This is a genomic window from Pantoea sp. FN0305 (genome assembly GCF_050113845.1).
GTDB classification, from domain to species: Bacteria; Pseudomonadota; Gammaproteobacteria; order Enterobacterales; family Enterobacteriaceae; genus Mixta; species Mixta alhagi.
On the sequence record NZ_JBNJSN010000002.1, the window covers coordinates 564341 to 590265 of the forward strand.

A 25925-nucleotide genomic window follows, 5' to 3' on the forward strand; every position below is an offset into this window, starting at 1 on the left:
GTACTGGCTATTTATACAGTCAACACGGTAGCAAAGCAACGAAAAGCGAGCAGGACGTCGATGAAAAAATGCAGGGAATCACAGAAGCGGCTGATGGCGAAACATCAGCCGCAGGGGATCATCAGGCAATGCGCCAGTTCAGGGTTTCACCGGCGAGGAAAGGCACCAGCGTATCGCCCGCCGCCGCAATGCTTTCGTCGACAGTCCAGGATTCACGCACCAGGCGAATCGTTCCTTCATTCAGCGGCAGACCGTAAAAGTTCGGGCCGTTTTCCGAACAGAAGGCTTCAAAATGCTGTAGCGCATCCATCTCTTCAAAAACCGTAGCGTAAGCGGGCAGCGCGGTCGGCGCATTAAACACCCCGGCGCAGCCACAGCTGGCCTCTTTGCGATGACGTAAATGCGGCGCGGTATCGGTGCCGAGGAAGAAGCGACGATTACCGCTGGCGATGACCTTGCGCAGCGCCTCCTGATGGACATTGCGCTTCAGGATCGGCAGGCAATAGAGATGCGGGCGCACGCCGCCCACCAGCATATGGTTACGGTTAAACATCAAATGCTGTGGCGTGATTGTCGCAGCCAGCAGGTCATTGCCCGCCTCGACATACTGTGCGGCTTCTTTGGTGGTGATATGTTCAAACACCACTTTCAGTTCAGGGTAGCGCTGACGCAGCGGCTCCATAACCGTTTCGATAAAGCGCGCCTCGCGATCGAAAATATCGATATGCGCATCGGTCACTTCGCCATGAATAAGCAGCGGCATGCCGATGCGTTGCATACGCTCCAGCACCGTGGCGATAGCGTCAATACTGGTTACGCCATGACTGGAGTTGGTGGTGGCGTGAGCGGGATAAAGCTTGGCTGCGGTAAATACGCCAGCCTTAAAGCCTTTTTCCACCTCATCAGGCTGAAGCGAATCGGTAAGGTAGCAGGTCATTAACGGCTGGAAAGCATGTCCTTCCGGCAACGCGGCCAGAATACGTGCGCGATAGGCGCTTGCCGCCTCCACGCTGGTGACGGGCGGCACCAGATTAGGCATCACAATGGCACGGCCGCACACGGCGCTGGTAAAAGGCAATACGGCGCGCAGCATCTCATCGTCACGCAGATGGATATGCCAGTCGTCAGGGCGGCGAATGATCAGTTGCTGAGGTTGTGCAGTCATGAATTAGGCTCCGGCGGTGGGAAATCAAGGCAGTTTTTAGCCGGGTATCAAGCATAAGGATAAAGGCAACCGATTGCACTTGCTTTATGTCGGCCGCGCGAAAAAAGTCTGGAGAAACAGGAGAAGTGGTGCAAATAGCGCCAGCGCGTCCGCTGTCTTGCGGCAGGAATGCAGCCCATCACGCCCGGATAGCCTGGAATTGCAAGGCTATTAAAGGTAAATAGCCCGCGCCGCAAAAAACAGCGCGGGCGGCCGTGGTCAGTCGATAAAAGGGATCACCAGCTCACCCGGTTTTACCTCAATTCCTTTCGCCAGTTTTTTTGCCATCGCTTCCGCTTTGCTGCGATTTTCGCTCAGAAGATAAGCCGGTTCGCGATCGAAATAGCTTTTCAGCGACTGGTTAAGATAGGGGGTGAGGGTATGCAGGATCGGCTGCATTTTTTCCGGCTGCACGTTGGCCTCCACGATCTCCAGATCCTTCAGAAAAATCGCGCCTTTCTGTTTATCAAAGAATGGCTGAGCCTTCATCTTCAGCTGCATATCCGCCTGCTGCGGCCCCAGCAGCGAAGTGATATTCACTTTCGCATTGCCGGAAAGCGTCACCTTACCGGCTTCCTCGCGGCCAATCTGGCTGCTGAGGTTATTCAGCACGATATGGGCGTTAACCAGTCCGGACACGCCAATGTCTTTCTGATAATTATTATGTTTCTGCAGAGCCTGATTGATCTCCTGCTCGGAAATTGTGTACTGGGTAAGCTGATTACAGGCGGTCAACAGACCGGCCAGCACAAGGGCGCAGAGCGCCAAAAACGCCTTGTTCATGACAATCCTCGAAAGTAATGCGGAGAAAGTCTCCTTTTCAGGAGGCTAAGCTTGCCGCAATCACCCTCGTGAGTCACCAGGAAAACAGGAAAAGAAAGGTAAAACGCGGGAAGAAGGGCAGCAGGCGGCGAAACGCCGCCCTTAAAAAATTAACCCGCAACCGAACTCAACAAATTGACCTGCGTCTGCTTGGCCATATTATCGCGATACTCCGCAACCCGGCTGGGCCAGTTAATACCCGCTATTAGCGTCAGCGAACGCAGCAGAGGAAACAGATTAATATCATCCAGGCTCAGTTCGCCGTTAACGGCGTTCGGCTTCACGATCAGCTTATCGAGATCGCGCATATCGTTAGAGATCTTCTTGATCAGCCCGTTTGCATGCTGTTTTAATTCAGCAAAGTCGCCAATATTGGCTTCCTTTTTATTTTTGAAATAGCTGCGTGCCTGCGGCGTGGCGAACTCGGCAAACGCGCCTTCAGCAACGCGCGGCAGTAGCAGCTTATTCACATAGCTGCCCACGTTGCGCAGCCAGTCGTTAATAGCGGGATTGGTTTTACCGGTCAGTAGCGGTTCGCCATCCAGCTGATCGACATAGCGCACAATATCAAGGCTCTCCGGCATGCAGCTGCCATCCTCTTTTTGCAGAATCGGCGCCATTTTCTGACCAATCAAACGGGTTGGTGTCTCCTCATCATCGTTAAGCATTATCACCAGTTCTACCGGCAGATTTTTCAGACCAAAAATCATGCGTGCTTTAACGCAAAACGGACAATGATCGTAAATATAGAGTTTCACCGCATCTCTCCTTACTCATATTGCCAACAGCAGGCTGCCGTCAGCAATTATTTGAATATGCTTAAAAAGTATGGAAGAGATCCCCGGGAAGGGCAAACCGCAGCGGCATGTTAGCCGCCACGCAATATGGCGGGCGCTGCGGCGCGCGGCTGAAATTGCCACCACAGCGCCAGCAGGGTAATTGCGCCGGTGCAGCCCAGCATCAGCCACGGCAGCTCCGGTAAATCCAGCTCGCGTCCGGTATCAAACATCCAGCCGCCGCCGGTATAACCCAGCGCGCCGCCCAGCGCCAGACCCAGGCGACTAAAGCCAAGATAGCTGCCGCGCGCCCGTGAACTGGCCAGCTCCGCGCTCAGGGTTTCACGCGCCGGCTCGGCAATAATTGCCCCGATATAGAACAGGCAGATCAAAATAAACAGCTGCTGTAAGGAATCGGTCAGGCCAATCGGCAGCAGGCTCAGCGTCATCAGCAACAGGCCTGCCATTAAACGGTGCTCCAGACGAAAGCGCTTTTCGCTCCAGCGGGCAATCGGATAAAGCAGCGACAGCGACAGCGCAGCCTCAATGGCATACATCCATTTGACCGCACTGGCGGTTCCGGCAATCTGGTTTACCATAATCGGCAGCATCAGCATGACCTGAACCGCCAGAATGTAATAGCCGGTTAAGGTCAGCACATAGGTGCAAAAACGGCGATCTTTCAGCACCCGTCCCAGCCCTTCGCGCAGCGGGGTAGGCACGGTAGAAATACGCCAGGCTGGCAGCAGCAGCGCGTTAAACAGCGCGGCCAGTACAAAAACCAGCGCGCCCACCCAGCAAACCAGGCGGAAATCCCACGCCAGCAGCCAGCTGCCAATCAGCGCGCCCAGCACTGCGCCAGCGCTGTCCTGCATCATCAACAGCGAAAAGAAACGGCCACGCGCCTCGGGACGAATCAGCTTCACCACCAGCGCGGTACGCGGCGGATCGAACAGCGTGCCGCCAATGCCGGAAAGCAGACAGGAAAACCACAATACCCACGGCTCGTGTGCCATCGCCATTGCAGCAAAACCAGCCGCACGCAGCAACATGCCGCTGATAATCATCGGCTTGGCACCGAAGCGATCGGCAATCGCGCCGCCAAATACGCCCAGTCCCTGCTGCACCAGCTGGCGCAAACCCAGCGCGATCCCGACGATCATCGCCGCCCAGCCCAGCTGATCAACGAAGCGGATTGAGATCAACGGGAATACCACAAAGAATCCCAGCACCACCAGCATGTTATCTACCAACAGAAAAACCCGACCAAGACGTCGGGCGCGCGCAACTCCAGCCATGCTGTTTCCTTAGCGATGCTAAATATAATTACTTTTTAGGGATATTATTTTGCGCGTTAACTGTTTAATTTAACAGCAAGTGCAGAATGATATTTTTTTATCGATCTTTGGCAAAATGTGCTGTAATTTCAGCGGAGTAATGATGCCTGCCGCGGCATTATCGCCACGCAGTTTTACCGGCGCTAATCGGGGCCGGGCAGCGGCGTCGCTATTAATAATCGGGCTGCGTTGATTTTTAGCGCGACAGGCATCAATAAATTTTGTTTATCAGCCATGGCTTTCAGGAGAAGAGATGTTTGGCTACCGTTCCGCCGCACCGAAAGTGCGTCTGACCACCGCTCGGTTGGTGGTCCGCCTTGTTCATGAACGCGATGCATGGCGACTGGCTGATTATTACACGGAAAACCGTGCTTTCCTTAAACCCTGGGAGCCGGTCCGTGATGAGAGCCACTGCTATCCTTCTGGCTGGCAGGCGCGTCTTGGGTTGATTACCGATATGCATAAGCAGGGCAGCGCCTTCTATTTTATCGTGATGGATCCTGAAGAGAAGGAAGTGCGCGGCGTGGCTAACTTTAGCAACGTATTGCGCGGCTCGTTTCACGCCTGCTATCTCGGTTATTCGCTTGGTGAAAAATGGCAGGGACAGGGCATGATGTTCGAAGCGCTGCAGACGGCGATTCGCTATATGCAGCGACAGCAGCGGATGCATCGTATTATGGCGAACTACATGCCGCACAACCAGCGCAGCGGCAACCTGCTGGCGCGGCTCGGGTTTGAGAAAGAAGGCTATGCGAAAGATTACCTGCTTATTAATGGCCGCTGGCAAGATCATGTGCTGACCGCGCTCACCAGTCAGGAGTGGACGCCGGAGCGGCGTGGCTAAGCGTCGATTTTTCACTTTATGCACCGCCAGAGACCGCGGCGCGGGAGTCTGTGATGACAGTAAAGATTGGAGTGGTGGGATTAGGCGGTATTGCGCAAAAAGCCTGGCTGCCGGTGCTGGCGCATGCCGACAGCTGGACGCTGATGGGTGGTTTTTCGCCTAACCAACAGAAAGCGCAGCTAATTTGCGACAGCTGGCGGATGCGCTGCTATTCACAGCTTGACGCGCTGGCCGCCGACTGTGATGCGGTATTTGTTCACAGCAGCACCGCCAGTCATTATCAGGTGGTGCGAACGCTGCTGGAGCAGGGCGTGGATGTTTGCGTGGATAAACCGCTGGCGGAAACCCTGAGCGAGGCTGAGGCGCTGGTGGAGCTGGCGCATAAACGCGGGCGCAAGCTGATGGTGGGCTTTAACCGACGTTTTGCCCCGCGCTATCAGCAGCTTAAAGCGGCCTTACAGCAGCCCGCCTCCATCCGCATGGAGAAACATCGCAGCGACAGCGTCGGGCCGCACGATCTGCGTTTTACGCTGCTGGATGATTATCTACACGTGGTGGATACCGCACTGTGGCTGGTGGAAGGGAAAGTCACCTTGCGTCACGGCTATATTCAGACCACCGAGGCGGGAGAGATGCTCTACGGCGAGCATCATTTTAGCGTGGGCAATGCGCAGATCACCACCAGTATGCACCGGCGTGCCGGGACGCAGCGCGAATCGGTCTCGGCAATTGCTGATGGCGGCGTCTGGCAGCTGGATGAGATGCGCGAATGGCGATATGAGCACAATGGTCAAACGCTAACAGAAGCGGTTCCCGCCTGGCAAACCACTCAGGTTCAACGCGGTTTCGATGGCGCGGCCCGCCACTTTATTGCCTGCGTGCAAAATCAGACAATGCCGGAAACCAGCGGCGAGCAGGCGCTGAAAGCCCAGCGTATCGTGGAAAAAATCTGGCGTGACCTTGAGCGGGAATAACCTGCAGTAACAATCCTTTGTGGTTATTTCGCTGCGTATCGGTAGACTAACCGCCGGATCGACCGCTGTCGGTCCGCTATTGTCTGTTAACCGGATTGAATATTCAGGATGCGCAGTTAACCATGAATTTGTTGAAATCCCTGGCAGCGGTCAGCTCAATGACGCTGTTTTCCCGCGTGCTGGGCTTTGCCCGTGATGCGATCGTGGCAAGAGTATTCGGCGCCGGGATGGCTACCGATGCCTTTTTCGTCGCCTTTAAACTTCCCAACTTGCTGCGCCGTATTTTTGCCGAAGGCGCGTTTTCTCAGGCTTTTGTGCCGATCCTGGCGGAATATAAAAGCAAGCAGGGGGAAGAGGCGACGCGTGTTTTCGTCGCATATATCTCAGGCCTGTTAACGCTGGCGCTGGCGTTAATCACCTTTCTGGGCATGCTTGCCGCCCCCTGGGTGATTATGATCACCGCGCCAGGCTTTGCCGATACTGCCGATAAGTTTGCGCTGACCAGTAGCCTGCTGCGCATCACTTTTCCCTATATTTTCCTGATTTCGCTCGCTTCGCTGGTGGGGGCGATTCTGAATACCTGGAACCGTTTTTCGGTACCGGCCTTTGCGCCCACGCTGTTAAATATCAGTATGATCGGCTTCGCGCTGTTTGGCGCGCCCCATTTTAACCCGCCGGTGCTGGCGCTGGCCTGGGCGGTGGTGGTCGGCGGCGTGCTTCAGCTTGGCTATCAGCTGCCGCACCTGAAGAAAATTGGCATGCTGGTACTGCCGCGTCTGAACTTCAAAGATGCGGGCGTCTGGCGCGTGCTGCGCCAAATGGGCCCGGCTATTCTCGGGGTTTCCGTTAGCCAGATCTCGCTGATTATCAATACAATTTTTGCCTCCTTTCTGGTCTCTGGCTCTGTCTCCTGGATGTACTATGCCGACCGTCTGATGGAGTTTCCTTCTGGCGTACTGGGCGTGGCGTTAGGCACGATTTTACTGCCGTCGCTGTCGCGCAGCTTCGCCAGCGGCAATCAGGCGGAATATTCGCGTCTGATGGACTGGGGGCTGCGTCTCTGTTTTCTGCTGGCACTGCCGAGCGCGGTGGCGCTGGGGATCCTTTCCGGCCCGCTCACCGTGGCGCTGTTTCAGTATGGGAAGTTTTCCGCTTTTGACGCCGCCATGACGCAGCGGGCGCTGATCGCCTATTCGGTCGGACTGATGGGGCTGATCGTGGTTAAGGTGCTGGCGCCCGGTTTTTACTCCCGTCAGGACATTAAGACGCCTGTCAAAATCGCTATCGTGACGCTGATTATGACGCAGCTGATGAACCTGGCCTTTATCGGGCCGCTGAAACATGCCGGGCTGGCGCTCTCTATTGGGCTGGGAGCCTGTCTGAACGGTGCGCTGCTTTACTGGCAACTGCGTAAGCAGCAAATTTTTCAGCCGCAGCCGGGCTGGACAGGATTTTTACTGCGTCTGATTCTGGCGGTAGTGGTGATGGCGGGTGTGCTGACTGGCATGATGATGGTGATGCCTGCCTGGGATATGGGCGGTATGTCGTATCGGCTAGCCCGTCTGGCAGCGATCTGCGCCGTGGGCGGCGGCGCTTATTTTGTGGTGCTGGGCCTGTTAGGATTCCGACCGAAAGACTTCGCACGCCGCTCGGTAGCCTGATAACAGACAGACGAAACCCGCCGGCAGCAAATCCGGTGGGTTAAGTAGGGTGGCCTTAAACCCGCCGGCAGCAAATCCGGCGGGTTAAGTGCGGTGGTCTTAAACCCGCCGCGAGTTAAAGCCGCCTGACGTCGCCTGACCATCCGGACCGTAAAAGGCCTGAGTCTGATGCGGTTTTAGCAGTGCCAGCGCCTTATCGTTATAGTCCATCTGCTTATTTAACAGCATCCCATTATGGGTATTGTTGTCGCGTAGCTGACGGGTGCGCTGCTCAATCGCCTGCCAGCGACGAGCCAGCTCCGGCTGAGCGCGATAGGGCGCCTGAATACGGTACTGCTTTTCTGATTCCCGCCGGATACCGTCAAGATAGTTCAGCGTGGTCAGCAGTGAACTTTTATCCTCGGTAATACGCTGTAGCAGGCTGCTGTTAATGAGGCCGGCAGAGAGCTGCTCGTTTTCTTCCTTCATTATTGTGCTCAGCGAACCAAGCACTTCCTGCATTTTATCCAGCGCGGTAATCAGGCTATTCATAGCGGTTATTTATCCTGTAAATAAGATTTCGCTTCCTGAATCAGGGCATCGGCGATTTTGCCGGTATCCATTTTCAGTTCGCCATTGCGAATGGCGGTTTTCAGTTGCTCAACGCGGGCAGTATTAATATCTTTTCCGTCCGAGGTCATCAGCTGAGACTGTGCGCCGCTCAGGCTAACCTGCGCTGCGCTGGCTGGCGTTGCCGGGCTGGAGGTCTGACGAGCCTTTGCAGCGCCGCTGTTATCATTGGTTTCACGTGGCTGAACAGTGCTGACAGGCTGCGTAGCTTTAGTTTTGTCGATGCTCATAATCTGGCTCCAGTAGGTTCAGGCGTTAGGGCAGCCTGAGAGGCAAAGAGTACAATGTATGTTGATCCCACTATCGGCAACTCAACACTCATCTTTAGCAGTTTATAGAGATATAAGAATATTCCCATCCGCACTCACGTTGCCACTCACTATTTGCCCATTTCCCATGCGCACCCGAACCCGTTGCATCGCCGTGGCGTTATTCAGCGCACGTCCTTCGCTACTAATGTTAAAACCGTCGCCCTGAGCGATAACGATCACCGGCTGGCCGGCCTTCACACGCCAGGCCTGGCGCACCATTGAGAGCGTTAACGGCTGACCCGGTGAAATATCGCGGACGCTTATGGCTTCTGTTATTTGTTGAGGATCCAGCACCGCCCGTGCGGGCAGGGCATCAAGCCGGCCCTGCTTGATCCTGAAATCATCGGGCGTTAACGCGGTGCCGCGTGGGATTTGGCGACTGGCGACCACATAGTCGCCGGTTACCTGTACTTCTACCTGCAGAAAACGCCGCTCCCGGTCACAGGTCGCCGCCACGCTCATGTTTCCCCACAAGCGGCTGTTGCCCGGCAGGCTAAGCTGCGGCGCGGCGCATGTGGGCCATTGCTGTTGCGGAGTGCGTACCACTACATTCATTCCGGCGGCATGCAGCGGATCGCGCGTTTTAAAGAACTGGTTAAGCTGAGCGCTAAGATCGTCTGCCCGTACCGGCATTACCAGTAAGGTCAGCATCGCACCCAGCCACCACGTCACTATCCGCATCATGTTTATCCCCGTCCTGACTCATGGGGCTGATTCTACCCGTGCGCGCAACTTTTCAAGGCAAAAAATAGCGATGCTTTTTAGCGCTATTCCAGCGATAGCTTTTGCAGCGCCCGATTATGCTGACAACTCAAAATTTCACTTCCGGAGGAAAGCATGCTCGACAAACTGGATGCAGCTCTGCAATTCGGCACCGAAGCGCTCAATCTGCGGGCTCAGCGTCAGGAAATCCTGGCATCCAACATCGCTAACGCTGATACGCCAGGCTACCAGGCCCGCGATATCGATTTTGCCAGCGAGCTTAACCGCGCGCTGGAGAAAGGGCGGGCGCAGGGCTCTGGCCTGTCGCTGGCGGTGACGTCGGCACGCCACATTCCTGCGCAAACCGCGACGCCGCCATCAATGGACCTGCTGTATCGCATTCCCGATCAGCCGTCGATGGATGGCAACACGGTCGATATGGACCGTGAGCGTACGCAGTTTGCAGATAACAGCCTGAAATACCAAACCGACCTCACGCTTATCAGTAGCCAGATTAAAGGCATGATGAACGTGCTGCAGGGACAATAACCGATGGCACTGCTTAATATTTTTGATATCGCCGGTTCGGCGATGGCTGCACAGTCACAGCGTTTAAACGTGGCCGCCAGTAACCTGGCTAACGCCGACAGCGTTACCGGACCTGACGGTCAGCCTTATGTCGCCAAACAGGTGGTATTCCAGGTGGATGCCGCTCCGGGACAGGCCACCGGCGGCGTGCGCGTTGCGCAGGTCGTGGAAGATCAAAGTCCGGCGAAGCTGGTATTCGATCCGGGCAATCCGCTGGCGGACGCCAAGGGCTACGTCAAGATGCCTAATGTCGACGTGGTCAGCGAGACGGTAAACAGCATGGCGGCGTCGCGCAGCTATCAGGCGAACGTTGAAGTGCTGAACACCGTCAAGTCAATGATGATGAAAACCCTGACCATTGGTCAATAACGGAGAATAACCATGGGCTTAGCCGTTGGCGTAAATGAAAAGATCGATCCCAGTGTATTGACCAGTACCACTGGCGCATCGGGCAGCAGCAGCGCAACCGATCTACAGAGTAACTTTTTGACATTGCTGGTGGCGCAGTTAAAAAACCAGGATCCCACCAATCCAATGGAAAACAACGAACTGACCACGCAGCTGGCGCAGATCAATACCGTGAGCGGTATTGAGAAACTGAACACCACGCTGGGTTCGATTTCTGGTCAGCTCAACAGCAACCAGTCAGTACAGGCTTCTACCCTGATCGGCCATGGCGTTATGGTGCCGGGCAGCCAGATCCTGACCGGGAAAGGCGAGACCACGCCGTTTGGCGTAGAGCTGACGCGTGCGTCAACCTCCACGACCGCCACCATTACCGACGGCAGCGGCAAAGTGATGCGTACGATCGATCTTGGCGGCCTGACCGCTGGCGTTCATACCTTTGCGTGGAATGGCACCTTAACGGATGGCACCACTGCACCGGATGGCAAATATAACGTCACCATTGCCGCCAGCAACGGGACGGAGCAACTGGTGGCGCAGCCACTGAATTACGCCTTAGTGAACGGTGTGACCACCGATTCCAGCGGGGCAATACTCGACCTCGGGACGATGGGCACTTCCACGCTCGATAAAATTCGTCAGATTCTCTGATTCGACACTCATTTATTCAGGAGTAACACATGGGCTTTTCACAAGCGGTCAGCGGTTTAAACGCGGCCTCCAGTAACCTCGACGTTATCGGCAACAACATTTCCAACTCTGCGACTGCGGGCTTTAAATCCAGCACCGTCTCTTTTGCCGACATGTATGCCGGTTCCAAAGTGGGCATGGGTGTAAAAGTTGCGGGCGTGATTCAGGACTTTAACGACGGCACCACCACCACCACCAGCCGTGGTCTTGATGTGGCTATCAGCCAGCAGGGCTTTTTCCGCATGGCGAATGACAGCGGCGCGATTTACTACAGCCGTAACGGCCAGTTCACGCTGGATGAGAACCGCAACATCGTCAACATGCAGGGCATGAAGCTGACCGGCTATCCGGTAGCGGGCACCCCGCCGACCGTGCAGACCGGCGCTAACCCGGTAGCGCTCAGCGTACCGACCACGCAGATGACCGCACGCGCAACCACCACGGGTTCGCTGGTTGCAAACCTGAATTCATCTGACGGCACCAAAGTTGATGCGAATTTCGATAGCACCGACGCTACCAGCTACAACGCCAAGTCTTCAATGACCACTTTTGATTCACTGGGTAACACGCACATCATCGATCTGTACTTCGTGAAAACGGCGGATAACAGCTGGAGCGTACACCCGATCGACTCCAGCAGCGGCACCACTACTGCGCCGTTTACTATGAGCTTTAACGCCAACGGCGTGTTGACCTCAGCTACCGACCAGACCATCTCTATGGGCGCCCTGAACGGCTCTAACGCACAGACCTTTGCGCTGGACCTTACCGGTAGCATGCAGCAGAACACCGGCGCTAATACCTTCGGTAACCCGACGCAGGATGGTTACAAGCCGGGCGACCTGGTGAGCTACCAGATTAATGGAGACGGCACGGTAGTAGGTAACTACTCCAACGAAAAAACGCAGGTACTGGGACAGATCGTTCTGGCGAACTTCGCTAACGCCGAAGGCCTGAAATCTGAAGGCAACAACGTCTGGTCCTCCACAGCCTCTTCTGGCCAGCCGCTGGTAGGCCTGGCAGGCACCGGTAACCTCGGTACCCTGACCGCAGGCGCACTGGAGTCTTCTAACGTCGATCTGAGTAAAGAGCTGGTAAACATGATTGTGGCGCAGCGTAACTATCAGTCGAACGCGCAGACCATCAAAACACAGGATCAGATCCTTAACACGCTGGTTAACCTGCGTTAATACGGCTGACGGGAGAGCGCTATGGATCACGCTATTTATACCGCCATGGGCGCGGCAAGCCAGACGCTCAATATGCAGGCGGTTACGGCCAGCAACCTGGCCAACGCCTCAACGCCGGGCTTTCGTGCCCAGCTTCATGCGCTGCGCGCGGTGCCGGTAGAAGGCTTAACGCTGCCGACGCGTACGCTGGTTACCGCCTCGACGCCAGGCTCCGATATGACGCCGGGTACGCTCAATTATACGCAGCGCTCGCTTGACGTTGCGGTACAGCAAAATGGCTGGCTGGCGGTACAAACGGCAGATGGCACTGAAGCTTATACCCGCAACGGCAATATGCAGATTAGCCCCACCGGCGAGTTGACCATTCAGGGTCGCCCGGTGATGGGTGACGGCGGCCCGATAGCGGTGCCGCAGGCGGCAGAAATCACGATTGCGGCTGACGGTACCATTACCGCGTTGAATCCGGGCGATGAGCCCAACGCGACGGTACAGCTGGGGCGTTTAAAGCTGGTGAAGGCGACGGGGCAGGAAGTGATACGTGGTGATGACGGACTGTTTCGTCTGAATGCGACGGCACAGGCCCAGCGCGGCGCGGTACTGCAAAACGACCCGACGGTGCAGGTGATGCCCGGGGTGCTGGAAGGCAGTAACGTAAACCCGGTCGAAACCATGGTTGACATGATTGCCAACGCCCGCCGCTTCGAGATGCAGATGAAAGTCATCTCCAGCGTCGATGAAAACGAACAACGCGCCAACCAGCTGCTCAATATGACCAGCTAAGGCAAGAGGAAAACAGCATGATCAGTTCCTTATGGATCGCCAAAACCGGTCTTGACGCCCAGCAAACCAATATGGACGTCATTTCCAACAACCTGGCAAACGTCAGCACCAACGGCTTTAAACGTTCACGTGCGGTATTTGAAGATTTGATGTATCAGACCATGCGTCAGCCGGGCGCTCAGTCTTCTGAGCAAACCACGCTGCCGTCTGGCCTGCAGATCGGTACCGGTGTACGTCCGGTTTCCACCGAACGTCTGCACACCCAGGGCAACCTGTCTAAAACCGACAACTCGAAAGATGTGGCGATTAACGGACAGGGCTTTTTCCAGGTGCAGATGCCGGATGGCACCGCAGCGTATACCCGTGACGGCTCGTTCCAGGTCGATCAGAACGGCCAGCTGGTAACCAATGCGGGTTTCCCGGTACAGCCCGGCATCACCATTCCCGCTAACTCCCTGAGCATCACTATCGGGCGTGACGGCGTGGTGAGCGTGACCCAACAGGGTCAGGCGCAGCCGGTACAGGTGGGGCAGCTGACGCTGAGCACCTTTATGAATGATACCGGCCTCGAAAGCATGGGTGAAAACCTCTACAAGGAAACTCAGGCTTCCGGCGCACCTACCGACAGCACGCCTGGCCTGAACGGCGCCGGCCTGCTGTATCAGGGTTATGTTGAAACCTCTAACGTCAACGTGGCGGAAGAGCTGGTCAGCATGATCCAGACGCAACGCGCTTATGAAATCAACAGTAAAGCTATTACTACCTCCGATCAGATGTTGCAGAAACTGACGCAGGTATAAGGGCAGTAAGCGCGCTTAGTCGCGGACTGGCGGAGTTTCGGCTCCGCCAAATTAAATAATGCAATGAAAGGTATATACGTCGTGGCGAAGCAATTCACTTTAAAGCCTGGACATTGGGTTATCGCAGCGATGCTGATGACTCTTAACGGTTGCGCCCTTGTTCCCCGTACACCGCTGGTCACCGGCCCGACAACGGCTCAGCCGATGCCCGCTTCGCCGCCCGTGGTTAACGGCTCTATTTTCCAGGGGGTGATGCCGATGAACTACGGCTATCAGCCTCTGTTTGAGGATCGTCGTCCGCGCAATATCGGCGACACCCTGACTATCGTATTGCAGGAAAACGTCAGCGCCAGCAAAAGCTCTTCAGCTAACGCCAGCCGCGACGGCAGCGCCAGCCTTGGCCTCACCGCTGTGCCGCGCGCCCTTGAAGGCCTGCTGGGCGGCGATAAAACCACAATGAGCGGCGCAGGGAAAAATGATTTTGCCGGGAAAGGAGGTGCTTCGGCCAATAACACCTTTACCGGTACGATTACCGTTACCGTGAATCAGGTACTGCCCAACGGCAACCTGAATGTGGTCGGTGAGAAACAGATTGAGATTAACCAGGGCACCGAATTTATTCGCTTCTCTGGCGTGGTCAACCCGCGCACCATCAGCGGCAACAATAGCGTGGTCTCCACGCAGGTGGCAGATGCCCGTATCGAATATGTCGGTAACGGTTATATCAATGAAGCGCAGAACATGGGTTGGCTGCAGCGCTTCTTCCTGAACATCTCACCGATGTAAGAGGCTTTTATGTCACAGTTACGCATTATTCATATGGCGCTCTCTCTGCTGCTGCTGAGCATCAGCACGCTGGCAAGCGCCGATCGCATCCGCGATCTCACCACGATCCAGGGCGTTCGTGACAACCAGCTGATCGGCTATGGTCTGGTGGTTGGGCTGGATGGCACCGGTGACCAGACGGCGCAAACGCCGTTTACTACCCAGTCGCTGAACAACATGCTGTCACAGCTGGGCATTACCGTACCCGCCGGCACCAATATGCAGCTGAAAAACGTGGCGGCGGTCATGGTGACTGCCAACCTGCCAGCCTTTGGTCGTCAGGGACAGCAGATCGACGTGGTGGTTTCCTCGCTGGGTAACGCCAAAAGCCTGCGCGGCGGCACGCTGATTATGACGCCGCTGAAAGGCGTCGATAACCAGGTTTACGCGCTGGCGCAGGGGAATATCCTGGTTGGCGGTGCAGGCGCAGCGGCGGGCGGTGCCAGCGTTCAGGTTAACCAACTCAACGGCGGACGTATTACCGGCGGCGCGACCATTGAACGCGAAATGCAGAGCAACTTCGGGACGCAGGGCACCATCAATCTGCAGCTGAACGAAGAAGATTTCAGCATGGCGCAGCGCATCAGCGATGCCATTAACGGACGCGGCTACGGCTCGGCACAGGCGCTGGATGCCCGTACCGTTCAGGTACGCATGCCAATGAACAACAGTTCCCAGGTGCGTCTGCTGGCGGATATTCAGAATATCGATGTTTCCGTACCGATTCAGGATGCAAAAGTGATCATCAACTCGCGCACCGGTTCGGTGGTGATGAACCGCGAAGTGACGCTCAGCTCGTGTGCGGTAGCGCAGGGCAACCTGTCGGTAACGATCAATCAGCAGCAAAACGTTAACCAGCCGGATACGCCGCTGGCCGGCGGTCAAACCGTGGTCACGCCGCAAACCCAGATCGATATGCGTCAGGAAGGCGGCGCGCTGCAGCGTGTTAACGCCAGCGCCAACCTGAATAGCGTGGTGCGTGCGCTGAACGCGCTTGGTGCAACGCCGATGGACCTGATGTCGATCCTTCAGTCAATGCAGAGCGCCGGCTGTCTGCGCGCCAAACTGGAAATTATCTGATGAATGATACGCAATCTGTAATGAGCGCGGCTTATGACAGCCAGGCGCTTAATAGTCTGAAACGTCAGGCAGGCAACGATCCGCAAGGACAGGCGTTGCAGGTGGCGAAGCAGGTAGAGGGCATGTTTGTACAGATGATGCTGAAGAGCATGCGACAGGCGCTGCCGCAGGACGGTCTGCTCAGCACCGAACAGACACGCATGTTCACCTCTATGTACGACCAGCAGATTGCGCAGGAGATGGGGAATAAAGGGCTGGGGCTGGCAGACGTTATCGTAAAACAGATGATGCCAGCCCAGGCACCGGACGAGCGTGCGGGCACCGTACCGATGCCGCTCGATCGTTCAGTGGTTATTAATACGTTGCTGCCGCGCCAGATGGAGCAGATGCAGACGCAGATGGCGCAAATGGTGCAGCGCGCCATGCCAAAACTGCCGCAGCCCACGGCTGTCGCGCCGCTGAGCGGCGACAGCAGCGACTTTATTGCCAAACTCACGCAGCCGGCGCAGCTTGCCAGCCAGCAGACCGGCATTCCCCATCAGCTGATCCTTGCCCAGGCGGCGCTGGAATCGGGCTGGGGGAAACGCCAGATCCTGACCGAAGATGGCAAGCCGAGCTACAACCTGTTCGGCATTAAGGCCACCGGCAGCTGGCAAGGCAAGACCACGGAAATCACCACCACCGAATATGAAAACGGCGTGGCGAAAAAAGTGAAGGCGGCGTTCCGCGTCTATGACTCCTATATCGATGCATTAGCGGACTACGCCAATCTGCTGAGTAAGAATTCGCGCTATGCCAAAGTCACGACGGCAAAGACGGCGGAAGAGGGCGCGCATGCGCTGCAGGCTGCGGGCTACGCGACCGATCCGAAATATGCCAAAAAACTGGTCGGTATGATTCAGCAGTTCAAAGACCTGGGTGAAAAAGTCGCTAAAGCGTACGGCAATGAGCTAGGCGATCTGTTCTGATTTTTTACTCAAGTTTCACTTAAGCACGCCGATAACCAAAACAGGCCAGAAAGCGTCCCGTTACGCTTGCGGCACCCGATTCGTTGAATGCCGCCCGGTGCGTACCGGCGCAAAAAGGAACCGACATGTCCAGCTTAATTAACTCCGCAATGAGCGGGCTGAGCGCGGCGCAGGCTGCGCTGAATACCACCAGCAGCAACATCAGCAATTATAATGTGGCGGGTTATTCACGTCAGACGGCGGTACTGAACTCGCTGCCCAGTACCCTGAACGGCGGCAACTATTACGGTAATGGCGTAACAATCAGCAGCGTTCACCGCGAATATGATGAGTTTATTACCGGGCAGCTGCGCAGCGCCTCGGCGCAAAACAGCGGTATAACTACCCAGTACAATCAGATCTCTAACATCGATGACTTGCTCTCTTCATCATCGAACAGCCTCTCTACCACGCTCTCGGATTTTTTTACCAACGTTCAGAATGTGGTGAGCAACGCGAATGACCCTTCAGCGCGTCAGACCCTGCTGGGCAAGGCGGAAGGTCTGGTTAACCAGTTTAAGGTTACCGATCAATATCTGCGGAATATGGATGCCAGCATTAACACCGGCATCTCCTCTTCCGTGGAGCAGATTAACAGCTATGCCAGCCAGATTGCTGGCCTGAATACCCAGATTGGCAAACTGCAGGCGGCAGGTGCCGGTGCCGATCCTAACACTTTGTTGGATCAGCGTGACGCGCTGGTCAATAAACTGAACGACCTGGTAGGCGTAAGCGTCTCGAAACAGGATGGCAGCTATATCGTTTCTATGTCTAACGGCCTGGCGCTGGTTAACGGCGCGGATACGCGTCAGCTGGTGGCCATGACCGCCAGCAACGATCCGACCCGCACCACCATTGGCTATGTGGATAAAACCGCCGGCAACGTCGAGATCCCTGAAAGCCTGGTAAGCACTGGCTCATTAGGCGGTCTGCTGAAGTTCCGTACCGAAGATCTCGATTCGGCGCGCAATAAACTGAATCAGCTGGCGCTGAACTTCGCCGATAACTTTAACACGCAGCATAAAGCGGGCTTCGACAGTGAAGGCAACGCCGGTACTGATTTCTTTGCAATCGGCGGCCCGACCGTGGTCGGCAACAGCAAAAACGCTTCCGGCGTCACGCTGACCGCCAGCTGGAGCGACACCAGCAAAGCGCAGGCAACAGATTATAAAGTGAGCTGGGACGGCAGCAACTGGAACGTTAAGCGTCTCTCTGACAATACCAGCGTCAGCGCGTCACTGGACGCTAACGGCCAGCTTAATTTCGACGGTTTGCAGGTTACGCCGTCCGGCACGCCTGCTGCCAATGACAACTTTATCGTCAAGCCGGTCAGCAATGCGATTGTGAATATGGATGTCGTAGTCACCAATGAGGCACAGGTTGCCGCCGCAGGCGCTGCGGGTGGTAAAAGCGATAACCGTAATGCGCAGAAGCTGCTGGACCTGCAGAGCAAAAACCTGGTCAACGGCAACGCCACGCTGGCTCAGGGCTATGCCAGCCTGGTGAGTGATATTGGTAACAAAACCAATACGCTGAAAACCACCAGCGAGACGCAGACCAACGTGGTGAATCAGCTCACCAGCCGTCAGCAGTCGGTATCAGGCGTTAATCTTGATGAAGAGTACGTGAACCTGCAGCGCTATCAGCAATATTACATGGCGAATGCGCAGGTTCTGCAGACAGCATCAGCAATTTTCGATGCCTTAATCAGCATCCGTGGCTAATTGAATTGATGAAGGAATAACCACCATGCGACTCAGTACCAGCATGATGTATGACCAGCAGACTCGTGGCGTAACCAATGCCCAGTCAAGCTGGCTGAAAGCGGGCGAGCAGCTCTCTACCGGCAAGCGGGTCATTAACCCGTCGGACGATCCGCTGGCCGCCGCGCAAGCGGTCGTGCTTTCCCAGGCGCAGGCCGAGAACAAGCAGTACAAGCTGGCGCGTGATTTCGCGACGCAAAGCGTGTCGCTGGAAACCAGCGTGCTGGATGACGCCACTGCGGCGGTGCAGAGCGCCCAGTCACTGGTGATCTTAGCGGGCAACGGTGCGCTTTCTGACGATGATCGTGAATCTTATGCTACCCAGCTGGAGGGCGTACGCGCTCAGTTGCTCAATCTGGCGAACAGCACCGACGGCAATGGGCGCTATATTTTTGCTGGCTATAACAGCGGCAGCGCGCCCTTTACTGAAGATGCCAGTGGCAGCATTGTTTACAACGGCGGCACCGATGCGATCACGCAGAAAGTGGATGCCAGCCGTACCATGACCACCAGTCATACCGGTGCGCAGGTGTTTATGTCCATCACCAGCAATGCGGTAAAAGAGCCGGACGGTTCACAAGGCGAAAGCAATATTTTCGCCACGCTGGATACCGCTATCAACGCCCTGAAACAGCCGATTCAGAATACGGATGATGCAACACGAGCAGTAGCTAAAGAGGCGTTGGATAAGACCATGCGCGGCCTGGGCAACTCGTTGAACAACATTCTAAAAGTACAGTCTGAGCTGGGTACACAGTTGAGCGAGCTGGAAAAACTGGATAGCCTGGGCGACGATCGCAGCACGCTGCAGGAAGTAAGAATGAGCGCACTGGTAAACGTGGATTATACCAGCGCAATTTCAAAATATACCATGCAGCAGCAGGCGCTACAGGCTTCTTATAAGACCTTCAGCGATATGTCACAGATGTCTCTGTTTCAGATGAATAGATAAAACTTTAGTTTTGGGCGTGCTTAAACCGGGCGCGTTCGTTTTTACCCGTCACCGATGGCTTATCGTCGCTGACGGGTTTTTTTTGCTCTGAAAACGGTGAGCCTGATTTAACAATAATGGGCGGAATGCAGTGAAGCGGGGCGAAGCAGGGCAGCCAGCTGCGGATAACCAGACGGTAGCAGTTAGGTCGGCAGCAGCAGCAGGCAGTCTGACGGTAGCCTTGGATAAACAGGTAGCAGCAGCGGATAGCTAACGGTAGTGGAACCAGAGGCCAGCAGCGGGCTGACGCCCGGCATGGAACAGGATTGCGTCTGCCTAAGCCATAAAAAACCCCGGCCTGAGCCGGGGTTGAGAGAGGCTTATTTAGCGCAATCAGGGCTTGGTGGCCGGAGCCGTTGCCTGATGTGTCGCGCTGTGGCCACCGGCTGCGCCTTTGCCTTCAAACTGGAAGGGCGGACGTACCCAGTCACTATGACGCGGCGCTTCTGGCTGCCATGCCGGAGCCGGTGCTTTCGTCATCGGCGCGCTGGCATGGTATTTACCGGCCAGCAAGGACTGACTGGCTGCAGGCGCTTGATCACGAGCCGGAACCGGCGCATGCGGTTCGCGAACCGGTAATACCTCTTCCGGCTCGATTGCTGGCGCATTCAGCACCTGCTCGACCTGGGCCGCCGTATCAGCGCTAACGTCGCTGGCGCTGGCCTGCTGCTCATCCGTTACGGACGGCGTGGCTTCAACGTTCTGCTGCGCGCTTTCAACCGGCACCGATGCTGCCTGAGCGACTTCTGCTGCTGCGGTTTCCACCGGCGCAGCTTCTGGCTCAGCGGCTTCTGCTGACGCGTTAACCACGTCGTCTGCCGGCTGCGCCTGAGCGGCAACCTGAGCGGCACGTGCTTCAGCAGCGGCCGGAATCACAGAAGGCTCTTCATTTACCGGCACTTCAATAGCTGAAGTGTCATGCGTATCAACCGGCGTTATCGGCGCATCAAACTGCTGCGGCGCTTCATGTACTGCATCCTGCGCCGTTTGCTGTTCAGCTTCTGTCGGCTGAGCGGAAGAGGTCTCAACGGCGGCTTCGCTGGCGGCAACTGGCAAAGCAACGGCGGCAGCGGTTTCAACGCGACTGTAGTCCGGCGTTTCATGCTGCACATCAGCTGCCTGAACGGTCTCCTGGCTGGCCTGCGCGACCGGATAGCGAACCCAAACTTTACCTGAAGCCATTTCCGGCGAGGCAGCAGCACAGGCGATAGGCATCGGAGACTGCGTTGGATAACGCTCATCGCGGTAACGGCGACGGCGCTGACCGCTGACGCGCAGATGACGCGGAGAGCGGCGTGAGCGGCGCGGCATATTGCCATTATCGCGGTTCTCCTGCTCTTCCTGCTGATCTTCAGGCTGCGTCTGCGCTTCTGGTGCGGCGGCTTCGAACTGTGGCGTCTCTGCTGGAGCCGCTTTCACTTCATCAACGGCAGGCTGCGTTTCCGACACTGTTTCAGCGCTGACCACGCGCACTTTCTGCGCCAGCTGACGCGGCTTACGACGCGGCATGACCTGCACGCGCTCTTCTGCCGGGTTTTCTTCGCTCTCTTCAACGACGCTGGCTACCGGCTGCTGCTCTTGCTGAGCGGCGGCTTTGGCGGCTTCCTGCTGCTGACGACGCTCTTCCTGACGGCGACGCTGACGTTCGGCACGCTGCTCACGACGCTGCTGCTGCTGCTCTTCACGTTGCGCGCGTGCTTCGTCAGTCAGTGTGTTTTGCGTCTCTTCACGCACTTCAGCATTGGCCTGCTGGCGTTTGTTGTTACGACGCGGTTCTTCACGGGTTTCACGATTATCGCGCGCCTGCTGCGGGGCGTTTTCCCCGTTGCGGTCACGGTTACGATCGCGGCGGTTATTGTTGTTGTTGCGGCGGTTGTTGCCCTGACGGCGTTCACGCTGCTGGGTTGGTTCAGACTCATCATCAGCAGCTTTATCCTGCTGCGGCTGCTCGGCTGTGGCTGGCGCAGCCGGCTCAGAGGCAAACAGCTTTTTCAGGCCGCCAAACAGGCGTCCGATAATACCGGTCGACGCAGCAGGCTCCGCTGCGGCCTGCTGCGGCGCGGCGGGCTGAGCAGGTTTATTGCTTTCAACGGCGGTTTCCTGCGGGGCAGGCGGTGCATCAGGCATCACAAAGGCGGCCAGTGCAGGCTGCTCAGGACGACGACGTTCAGCCTGCTCATTTTCAGAGGGCAGCGCCATCTCAGCTTCATGCAGTTTCGGCAGGTGATAGCTGAGCGTTTGTGTCTCTTCACCGCTGCGTACGCGCAGTACCGAGTAGTGCGGCGTCTGCATCTGATCGTTCGGAACGATAATCGCACGCACGCCGCCCTGACGTTTTTCAATGGCGTTAACGGCGTCGCGTTTTTCGTTCAGCAGATAAGAGGCGATCGGCACCGGTACAATGGCGTGCACTTCTTTGGTGTTCTCTTTCAGCGCTTCTTCTTCAATCAGACGCAGAATAGAGAGCGACAGCGATTCGTTATCACGAACGGTGCCGGTTCCGCTACAGCGCGGGCAAACATGATGGCTCGATTCGCCCAGCGATGGGCTAAGACGCTGACGCGACATCTCCAGCAGGCCGAAGCGGGAGATATGACTGATCTGGATACGGGCGCGATCCTGACGAACGGACTCGCGCAGACGGTTTTCTACTGCACGCTGATGGCGCACCGGCGTCATATCGATAAAGTCGATAACGATCAGGCCGCCAAGGTCGCGCAGGCGCAGCTGACGCGCAATTTCGTCGGCAGCTTCAAGATTGGTGTTAAACGCTGTCTCTTCGATATCGCCGCCGCGCGTGGCGCGTGCTGAGTTGATATCGATCGCGGTCAGCGCTTCAGTGCTGTCGATCACAATCGAGCCGCCGGAAGGCAGACGCACTTCACGCTGGAAGGCCGATTCGATCTGGGATTCAATCTGGTAATGGCTGAACAGCGGAATCTCACCAGTGTACAGTTTGATTTTGCTGCTGAAATCAGGACGACCAAGGGCGGCGATATGCTGACGCGCCAGATCGAGGACTTTCGGGTTATCAATCAGGATTTCGCCGATGTCAGGGCGCAGGTAGTCGCGGAAGGCGCGAACAATCACATTGCTTTCCTGATGGATCAGGAAGGGTGCCGGACGATTTTCCGCCGCTTTTTTGATCGCTTCCCAGTGCTTCAGACGGAAGCTCAGATCCCACTGCAGCGCTTCGGCTGATTTGCCCACGCCTGCGGTACGCACGATTAAGCCCATGCCGTCCGGCAGCTCAAGCGACGAAAGCGCTTCTTTCAGCTCGGTGCGGTCATCGCCTTCAATACGGCGTGAAATGCCGCCTGCGCGTGGGTTATTCGGCATCAGCACCAGATAGCTGCCTGCCAGGCTGATAAAGGTAGTCAGAGCCGCGCCTTTGTTGCCGCGCTCTTCTTTATCGATCTGAACAATGACTTCCTGACCTTCGCGCAATACGTCTTTGATATTGGGGCGGCCATGAGCGTTGTAACTGGCAGGGAAATATTCGCGGGAAATCTCTTTAAGCGGAAGGAAACCGTGTCGTTCAGCGCCGTAATCAACAAATGCTGCTTCCAGACTTGGCTCAATGCGGGTGATCTTGCCTTTATAGATATTCGCCTTTTTCTGTTCGTGTCCGGGGCTTTCAATATCCAGGTCGTACAGACGTTGTCCATCTACTAAGGCGACACGCAACTCCTCCTGTTGAGTTGCGTTTATTAACATTCTTTTCATCGTAACGTACTCGTTATTCTTACGTGAGTGACTAAGCTGCGGGCTAAGTAACACTGGACGAAGAATAACCGACGGCCCCGTGTCTTATCGCTTCATCGTCAACCTCACGGTTGTCGGTCGCTCAAGGGGCGCAAAAATCTCGGTAGCCTGTTTTTATAAGGAAAAACAGCGCTCGGATGAGGGAACCGCCACTGAATTTACCAGAGAGAGTCAATCCCGTCTTATCGTCCAGGCTGCAACCCGCAGCCCGCTAAATGCCTGATTTCACAATACGTCTTACGCCATTGCTGCGTGTATGTGCTATCCGGCAAAATTTCTTAATTCGCTATTTATGGTTTCCTGACGGTAGGCGCTCAGGAGACCGGGCCATTATTCCATTGCTAACCTTGTTATAGCAAGGTGACTTTTCATTACTGATAAACTTTCTTGCAGCATTACGCATTCATTTTGCAGGCTTTTTCACCAGCACTGTGGAAAAGTATGAAACAGACCGCAAAATTGGCGGTACGTTGTCAGTTAAGCACAGAAAAAGAAGTGGCGCTATTATCCGCCACTCATTAGAATCGCCGCCCATGAATATGAATACGCCATCGGTACAAATCGTCGCCATTTCCGCTGAAGAAGCGGGACAGCGCATCGACAATTTTTTGCGCACGCAGCTTAAAGGCGTGCCGAAAAGCATGATTTATCGCATTTTGCGTAAGGGCGAAGTGCGCGTGAATAAAAAACGCATTAAGCCTGAATATAAACTGCAGGCCGGGGATGAGGTTCGCATTCCGCCGGTACGCGTGGCAGAGCGCGAGGAAGCCGCTATTTCGCCGAAGCTTGAGCGCGTAGCCAGCCTGAAGGATGCGATTCTTTATGAAGATGAATACATTCTGATACTGAATAAACCATCCGGTACGGCGGTGCATGGCGGCAGCGGCTTAAGCTTCGGCGTGATCGAAGGGCTGCGCGCGCTGCGCCCGGAAGCTCGCTTCCTTGAACTTGTGCATCGTCTTGACCGCGATACTTCTGGCGTGCTGCTGGTGGCGAAAAGGCGCTCCGCGCTGCGTTCGCTGCATGAGCAGCTGCGTGAAAAAGGCATGCAGAAGGATTATCTGGCATTGGTGCGCGGGCAGTGGCCTTCGCATATAAAAACGGTGCAGGCGCCGCTGCTGAAAAATATTCTGCAGAGCGGTGAACGTATTGTCCGCGTGAGCAGCGAAGGGAAACCCTCTGAGACGCGCTTTAAGGTAGAGGAGCGCTATACGTTCGCTACGCTGGTGAAAGCCAGCCCGGTAACCGGCCGTACGCATCAGATTCGTGTTCATACCCTGCATGCCGGTCACCCCATCGCCTTTGACGATCGCTATGGCGAGCGGGAGTTTGATAAGCAGTTAAGCGCTACCGGCCTGCGTCGTCTGTTCCTGCATGCAGCGGCGCTCAGCTTTAATCATCCCCACAGCGGCGACAGAATGCGCATTGAAGCGCCGCTGGATGATGAACTGAAACAATGCCTGGCGGTGTTGCGTAAACCGTCGTAACGTCTTTATATAAGAAAACCTGATGCGGCGCGTCGCATCAGGCTATCGCATTCGCTGTTTAGCGCCCCGTGGTTAAAGGATTGATCCCCACCTCACGCAGCATATCGCACAGTGCGATCAGCGGCAGTCCCACCAGCGTATTAGGATCGCGTCCTTCCAGCCGATCGAATAATGTAATACCTAACCCTTCGCTTTTAAAACTGCCGGCACACTGTAACGGCTGCTCAATGGCCACATAAGCATGAATTTCTGCTTCGCTTAATGAGCGGAAACCGACATGGAATGTTTCATAAAGAGAGAGCAGGTGCTTCTTCTCAGCGCAATAAAGCGCCAGTCCGGTATAAAAGGTAATAACTTTTCCGCTGGCGGCGCGTAACTGCGCGCGTGCATTTTCTACTGTATGCGGCTTGCCGGTTATTTTGCCTTCCAGTACGCAAACCTGATCGGAGCCAATAATCCAGCCGTGCGGATAATGCGCCGCCAGCGCCTGGGCCTTGGCCTGCGCCAGCCGTTCTACCAGCTGCGGCGCCTTTTCATCCGGCAGCGGCGTCTCATCCACCTCCGGCGCAGCGGTAATAAAAGAGAGGCCGAGTTTATTTAACAGCGCCTGACGAAAGGGAGAGGTTGAAGCTAAAATCAGCTGTGTCATATTTTTTCAGTTAAAATATAGCGAATCGGATGCAGACATTTTAAACTGTCCGCCGCATTGGATGCGAATACCAAGTGAAAGATGCTGTTAAACAGCCTTTTTCTTTGACTCTCTGTCGTTACAAAGTTAATATGCGCGCCCTATGCAAAAGGTAAAATTACCCCTGACAATCGATCCGGTTCGCGCCGCTCAAAAACGCCTTGATTATGCGGGCGTCTATACGCCTCAACAGGTGGAGCGCGTAGCCGATACCGTTGTTAGTGTGGACAGTGATGTACAATGCGTTATGTCGTTTGCCGTTGATAACCAGCGTCTGGCTGTTCTGAAAGGAACCGCTGACGTTAGCGTCACGCTGAGCTGCCAGCGCTGCAACAAGCCATTTGCACATCAGGTTCACGTAACGTATTGCTTCAGTCCCGTCGCAGATGATGCGCAGGCTGATGCGTTGCCGGAAGCCTACGAGCCGATCGAAGTCAACGACTTCGGTGAGATCGATCTGCTGGCGGTGGTTGAAGATGAAATTATCCTCGCCCTGCCTGTAGTTCCGGTGCATGATTCTGAACACTGTGAAGTGTCCGACGCGGACATGGTCTTTGGCAAACTGCCTGAAGAGGCGGAGAAACCAAACCCATTCGCCGTATTAGCCAGTTTAAAGCGTAAGTAAT

General features: G+C 55.7%; 25 protein-coding genes. 16 read left to right on the top strand and 9 right to left on the bottom strand.

The window, feature by feature from the left end:
- Window positions 1-121 precede the first annotated feature (121 nt).
- The 4 genes from pyrC to mdtH form a co-directional block, all read right to left on the bottom strand.
- On the bottom strand, window positions 122-1165 hold the full coding sequence (pyrC, locus tag ACQE3Y_RS06735; protein ID WP_426981146.1) for a dihydroorotase: 1044 nt from the start codon (window positions 1163-1165) through the stop codon (window positions 122-124).
- 258 nt (window positions 1166-1423) lie between these two features.
- Window positions 1424-1987, bottom strand: a complete 564-nt coding sequence (locus ACQE3Y_RS06740; protein WP_426974323.1) for a lipoprotein — start codon at window positions 1985-1987, stop codon at window positions 1424-1426.
- Between the two features lie 149 nt (window positions 1988-2136).
- On the bottom strand, window positions 2137-2784 hold the full coding sequence (gene grxB, locus ACQE3Y_RS06745) for a glutaredoxin 2 (RefSeq protein WP_426974324.1): 648 nt from the start codon (window positions 2782-2784) through the stop codon (window positions 2137-2139).
- 110 nt (window positions 2785-2894) lie between these two features.
- Complete coding sequence (gene mdtH / locus ACQE3Y_RS06750; protein ID WP_426981147.1) at window positions 2895-4100, bottom strand: multidrug efflux MFS transporter MdtH; 1206 nt, start codon at window positions 4098-4100, stop codon at window positions 2895-2897.
- A gap of 292 nt (window positions 4101-4392) precedes the next feature.
- Here mdtH and rimJ point away from each other — a divergent pair, with 292 nt between their 5' ends.
- The 3 genes from rimJ to murJ all read left to right on the top strand — a co-directional run bounded on the left by rimJ (window position 4393) and on the right by murJ (window position 7618).
- Window positions 4393-4983 (top strand): ribosomal protein S5-alanine N-acetyltransferase, encoded by a 591-nt coding sequence (gene rimJ / locus ACQE3Y_RS06755; RefSeq protein WP_426974326.1) that lies wholly within the window; start codon window positions 4393-4395, stop codon window positions 4981-4983.
- Window positions 4984-5036: 53 nt separating this feature from the next.
- Window positions 5037-5957: a Gfo/Idh/MocA family protein gene (locus ACQE3Y_RS06760; protein ID WP_426974327.1), complete on the top strand. Its 921-nt coding sequence runs from the start codon at window positions 5037-5039 to the stop codon at window positions 5955-5957.
- A 122-nt stretch (window positions 5958-6079) separates the two neighbouring features.
- Window positions 6080-7618, top strand: coding sequence for a murein biosynthesis integral membrane protein MurJ (gene murJ, locus ACQE3Y_RS06765; protein ID WP_426981148.1), 1539 nt, complete (start codon window positions 6080-6082; stop codon window positions 7616-7618).
- A 99-nt stretch (window positions 7619-7717) separates the two neighbouring features.
- On the opposite strand, the gene flgN is transcribed toward murJ, so the two are convergent.
- From flgN to flgA, 3 genes are all read right to left on the bottom strand, one after another.
- On the bottom strand, window positions 7718-8149 hold the full coding sequence (gene flgN / locus ACQE3Y_RS06770; RefSeq protein ID WP_085072127.1) for a flagellar export chaperone FlgN: 432 nt from the start codon (window positions 8147-8149) through the stop codon (window positions 7718-7720).
- Between the two features lie 5 nt (window positions 8150-8154).
- Window positions 8155-8457, bottom strand: coding sequence for a flagellar biosynthesis anti-sigma factor FlgM (flgM, locus tag ACQE3Y_RS06775; protein WP_426974329.1), 303 nt, complete (start codon window positions 8455-8457; stop codon window positions 8155-8157).
- 102 nt (window positions 8458-8559) lie between these two features.
- The gene (gene flgA / locus ACQE3Y_RS06780; RefSeq protein ID WP_426981193.1) at window positions 8560-9219 is read right to left on the bottom strand and encodes a flagellar basal body P-ring formation chaperone FlgA; all 660 of its coding nucleotides are present in this window, start codon (window positions 9217-9219) and stop codon (window positions 8560-8562) included.
- Between the two features lie 156 nt (window positions 9220-9375).
- Between flgA and flgB the strand changes: the two genes are divergently transcribed.
- The 11 genes from flgB (at window position 9376) to flgL (ending at window position 19320) form a co-directional block, all read left to right on the top strand.
- Entirely contained in the window at window positions 9376-9789 is a 414-nt protein-coding gene (flgB, locus tag ACQE3Y_RS06785) for a flagellar basal body rod protein FlgB (RefSeq protein ID WP_085072125.1), read from the top strand.
- Between the two features lie 3 nt (window positions 9790-9792).
- Window positions 9793-10197 carry a flagellar basal body rod protein FlgC gene (gene flgC / locus ACQE3Y_RS06790; RefSeq protein WP_085072124.1) on the top strand — a complete coding sequence of 135 codons (405 nt, stop codon included), beginning with the start codon at window positions 9793-9795 and terminating at the stop codon, window positions 10195-10197.
- Window positions 10198-10209: 12 nt separating this feature from the next.
- Window positions 10210-10884, top strand: coding sequence for a flagellar hook assembly protein FlgD (gene flgD, locus ACQE3Y_RS06795; RefSeq protein ID WP_426981149.1), 675 nt, complete (start codon window positions 10210-10212; stop codon window positions 10882-10884).
- Window positions 10885-10913: 29 nt separating this feature from the next.
- On the top strand, window positions 10914-12113 hold the full coding sequence (gene flgE, locus ACQE3Y_RS06800) for a flagellar hook protein FlgE (RefSeq protein WP_426974332.1): 1200 nt from the start codon (window positions 10914-10916) through the stop codon (window positions 12111-12113).
- A gap of 21 nt (window positions 12114-12134) precedes the next feature.
- A complete protein-coding gene (locus ACQE3Y_RS06805) occupies window positions 12135-12893 on the top strand; it encodes a flagellar basal body rod protein FlgF (RefSeq protein WP_426974333.1) in 759 nt (252 codons plus the stop codon).
- Between the two features lie 17 nt (window positions 12894-12910).
- Window positions 12911-13693, top strand: a complete 783-nt coding sequence (gene flgG, locus ACQE3Y_RS06810) for a flagellar basal-body rod protein FlgG (RefSeq protein WP_085072120.1) — start codon at window positions 12911-12913, stop codon at window positions 13691-13693.
- An 81-nt stretch (window positions 13694-13774) separates the two neighbouring features.
- Complete coding sequence (gene flgH / locus ACQE3Y_RS06815; protein ID WP_426974334.1) at window positions 13775-14479, top strand: flagellar basal body L-ring protein FlgH; 705 nt, start codon at window positions 13775-13777, stop codon at window positions 14477-14479.
- A 9-nt stretch (window positions 14480-14488) separates the two neighbouring features.
- Window positions 14489-15598, top strand: coding sequence for a flagellar basal body P-ring protein FlgI (locus tag ACQE3Y_RS06820; RefSeq protein ID WP_426974335.1), 1110 nt, complete (start codon window positions 14489-14491; stop codon window positions 15596-15598).
- Entirely contained in the window at window positions 15598-16566 is a 969-nt protein-coding gene (gene flgJ / locus ACQE3Y_RS06825) for a flagellar assembly peptidoglycan hydrolase FlgJ (protein WP_426974336.1), read from the top strand. Before ACQE3Y_RS06820 ends, flgJ begins: the two co-directional genes overlap by 1 nt.
- Before the next feature lie 125 nt (window positions 16567-16691).
- Window positions 16692-18329 carry a flagellar hook-associated protein FlgK gene (gene flgK, locus ACQE3Y_RS06830; protein WP_426981150.1) on the top strand — a complete coding sequence of 546 codons (1638 nt, stop codon included), beginning with the start codon at window positions 16692-16694 and terminating at the stop codon, window positions 18327-18329.
- 25 nt (window positions 18330-18354) lie between these two features.
- A complete protein-coding gene (gene flgL / locus ACQE3Y_RS06835) occupies window positions 18355-19320 on the top strand; it encodes a flagellar hook-associated protein FlgL (protein WP_426981152.1) in 966 nt (321 codons plus the stop codon).
- Between the two features lie 372 nt (window positions 19321-19692).
- Here flgL and rne read toward each other — a convergent pair whose 3' ends face one another.
- Window positions 19693-23085 carry a ribonuclease E gene (gene rne, locus ACQE3Y_RS06840; RefSeq protein ID WP_426981153.1) on the bottom strand — a complete coding sequence of 1131 codons (3393 nt, stop codon included), beginning with the start codon at window positions 23083-23085 and terminating at the stop codon, window positions 19693-19695.
- A 572-nt stretch (window positions 23086-23657) separates the two neighbouring features.
- Here rne and rluC point away from each other — a divergent pair.
- Complete coding sequence (gene rluC, locus ACQE3Y_RS06845) at window positions 23658-24611, top strand: 23S rRNA pseudouridine(955/2504/2580) synthase RluC (RefSeq protein WP_426974340.1); 954 nt, start codon at window positions 23658-23660, stop codon at window positions 24609-24611.
- A gap of 58 nt (window positions 24612-24669) precedes the next feature.
- Here the strand turns inward: rluC and ACQE3Y_RS06850 are convergent, their stop codons facing one another.
- Complete coding sequence (locus ACQE3Y_RS06850; protein WP_426974341.1) at window positions 24670-25260, bottom strand: Maf family protein; 591 nt, start codon at window positions 25258-25260, stop codon at window positions 24670-24672.
- A gap of 142 nt (window positions 25261-25402) precedes the next feature.
- Between ACQE3Y_RS06850 and yceD the strand changes: the two genes are divergently transcribed.
- Window positions 25403-25924, top strand: a complete 522-nt coding sequence (gene yceD, locus ACQE3Y_RS06855; protein ID WP_426974342.1) for a 23S rRNA accumulation protein YceD — start codon at window positions 25403-25405, stop codon at window positions 25922-25924.
- The last annotated feature ends 1 nt before the right edge of the window (window position 25925 follow it).

Bases quoted from the DNA above. Each gene is read 5' to 3' on its own strand.
- ACQE3Y_RS06820 (WP_426974335.1), top strand. From the start codon at position 14,489: ATGTCACAGTTACGCATTATTCATATGGCGCTCTCTCTGCTGCTGCTG.
- flgN (WP_085072127.1), bottom strand. From the start codon at position 8,149: ATGAATAGCCTGATTACCGCGCTGGATAAAATGCAGGAAGTGCTTGGT.
- flgB (WP_085072125.1), top strand. From the start codon at position 9,376: ATGCTCGACAAACTGGATGCAGCTCTGCAATTCGGCACCGAAGCGCTC.
- yceD (WP_426974342.1), top strand. From the start codon at position 25,403: ATGCAAAAGGTAAAATTACCCCTGACAATCGATCCGGTTCGCGCCGCT.
- ACQE3Y_RS06805 (WP_426974333.1), top strand. From the start codon at position 12,135: ATGGATCACGCTATTTATACCGCCATGGGCGCGGCAAGCCAGACGCTC.
- flgD (WP_426981149.1), top strand. From the start codon at position 10,210: ATGGGCTTAGCCGTTGGCGTAAATGAAAAGATCGATCCCAGTGTATTG.
- flgK (WP_426981150.1), top strand. From the start codon at position 16,692: ATGTCCAGCTTAATTAACTCCGCAATGAGCGGGCTGAGCGCGGCGCAG.
- flgC (WP_085072124.1), top strand. From the start codon at position 9,793: ATGGCACTGCTTAATATTTTTGATATCGCCGGTTCGGCGATGGCTGCA.
- ACQE3Y_RS06740 (WP_426974323.1), bottom strand. From the start codon at position 1,987: ATGAACAAGGCGTTTTTGGCGCTCTGCGCCCTTGTGCTGGCCGGTCTG.
- mdtH (WP_426981147.1), bottom strand. From the start codon at position 4,100: ATGGCTGGAGTTGCGCGCGCCCGACGTCTTGGTCGGGTTTTTCTGTTG.
- flgE (WP_426974332.1), top strand. From the start codon at position 10,914: ATGGGCTTTTCACAAGCGGTCAGCGGTTTAAACGCGGCCTCCAGTAAC.
- flgG (WP_085072120.1), top strand. From the start codon at position 12,911: ATGATCAGTTCCTTATGGATCGCCAAAACCGGTCTTGACGCCCAGCAA.
- murJ (WP_426981148.1), top strand. From the start codon at position 6,080: ATGAATTTGTTGAAATCCCTGGCAGCGGTCAGCTCAATGACGCTGTTT.
- pyrC (WP_426981146.1), bottom strand. From the start codon at position 1,165: ATGACTGCACAACCTCAGCAACTGATCATTCGCCGCCCTGACGACTGG.
- rluC (WP_426974340.1), top strand. From the start codon at position 23,658: ATGAATATGAATACGCCATCGGTACAAATCGTCGCCATTTCCGCTGAA.
- rimJ (WP_426974326.1), top strand. From the start codon at position 4,393: ATGTTTGGCTACCGTTCCGCCGCACCGAAAGTGCGTCTGACCACCGCT.
- flgJ (WP_426974336.1), top strand. From the start codon at position 15,598: ATGAATGATACGCAATCTGTAATGAGCGCGGCTTATGACAGCCAGGCG.
- ACQE3Y_RS06850 (WP_426974341.1), bottom strand. From the start codon at position 25,260: ATGACACAGCTGATTTTAGCTTCAACCTCTCCCTTTCGTCAGGCGCTG.
- flgL (WP_426981152.1), top strand. From the start codon at position 18,355: ATGCGACTCAGTACCAGCATGATGTATGACCAGCAGACTCGTGGCGTA.
- flgM (WP_426974329.1), bottom strand. From the start codon at position 8,457: ATGAGCATCGACAAAACTAAAGCTACGCAGCCTGTCAGCACTGTTCAG.
- rne (WP_426981153.1), bottom strand. From the start codon at position 23,085: ATGAAAAGAATGTTAATAAACGCAACTCAACAGGAGGAGTTGCGTGTC.
- flgA (WP_426981193.1), bottom strand. From the start codon at position 9,219: ATGCGGATAGTGACGTGGTGGCTGGGTGCGATGCTGACCTTACTGGTA.
- ACQE3Y_RS06760 (WP_426974327.1), top strand. From the start codon at position 5,037: ATGACAGTAAAGATTGGAGTGGTGGGATTAGGCGGTATTGCGCAAAAA.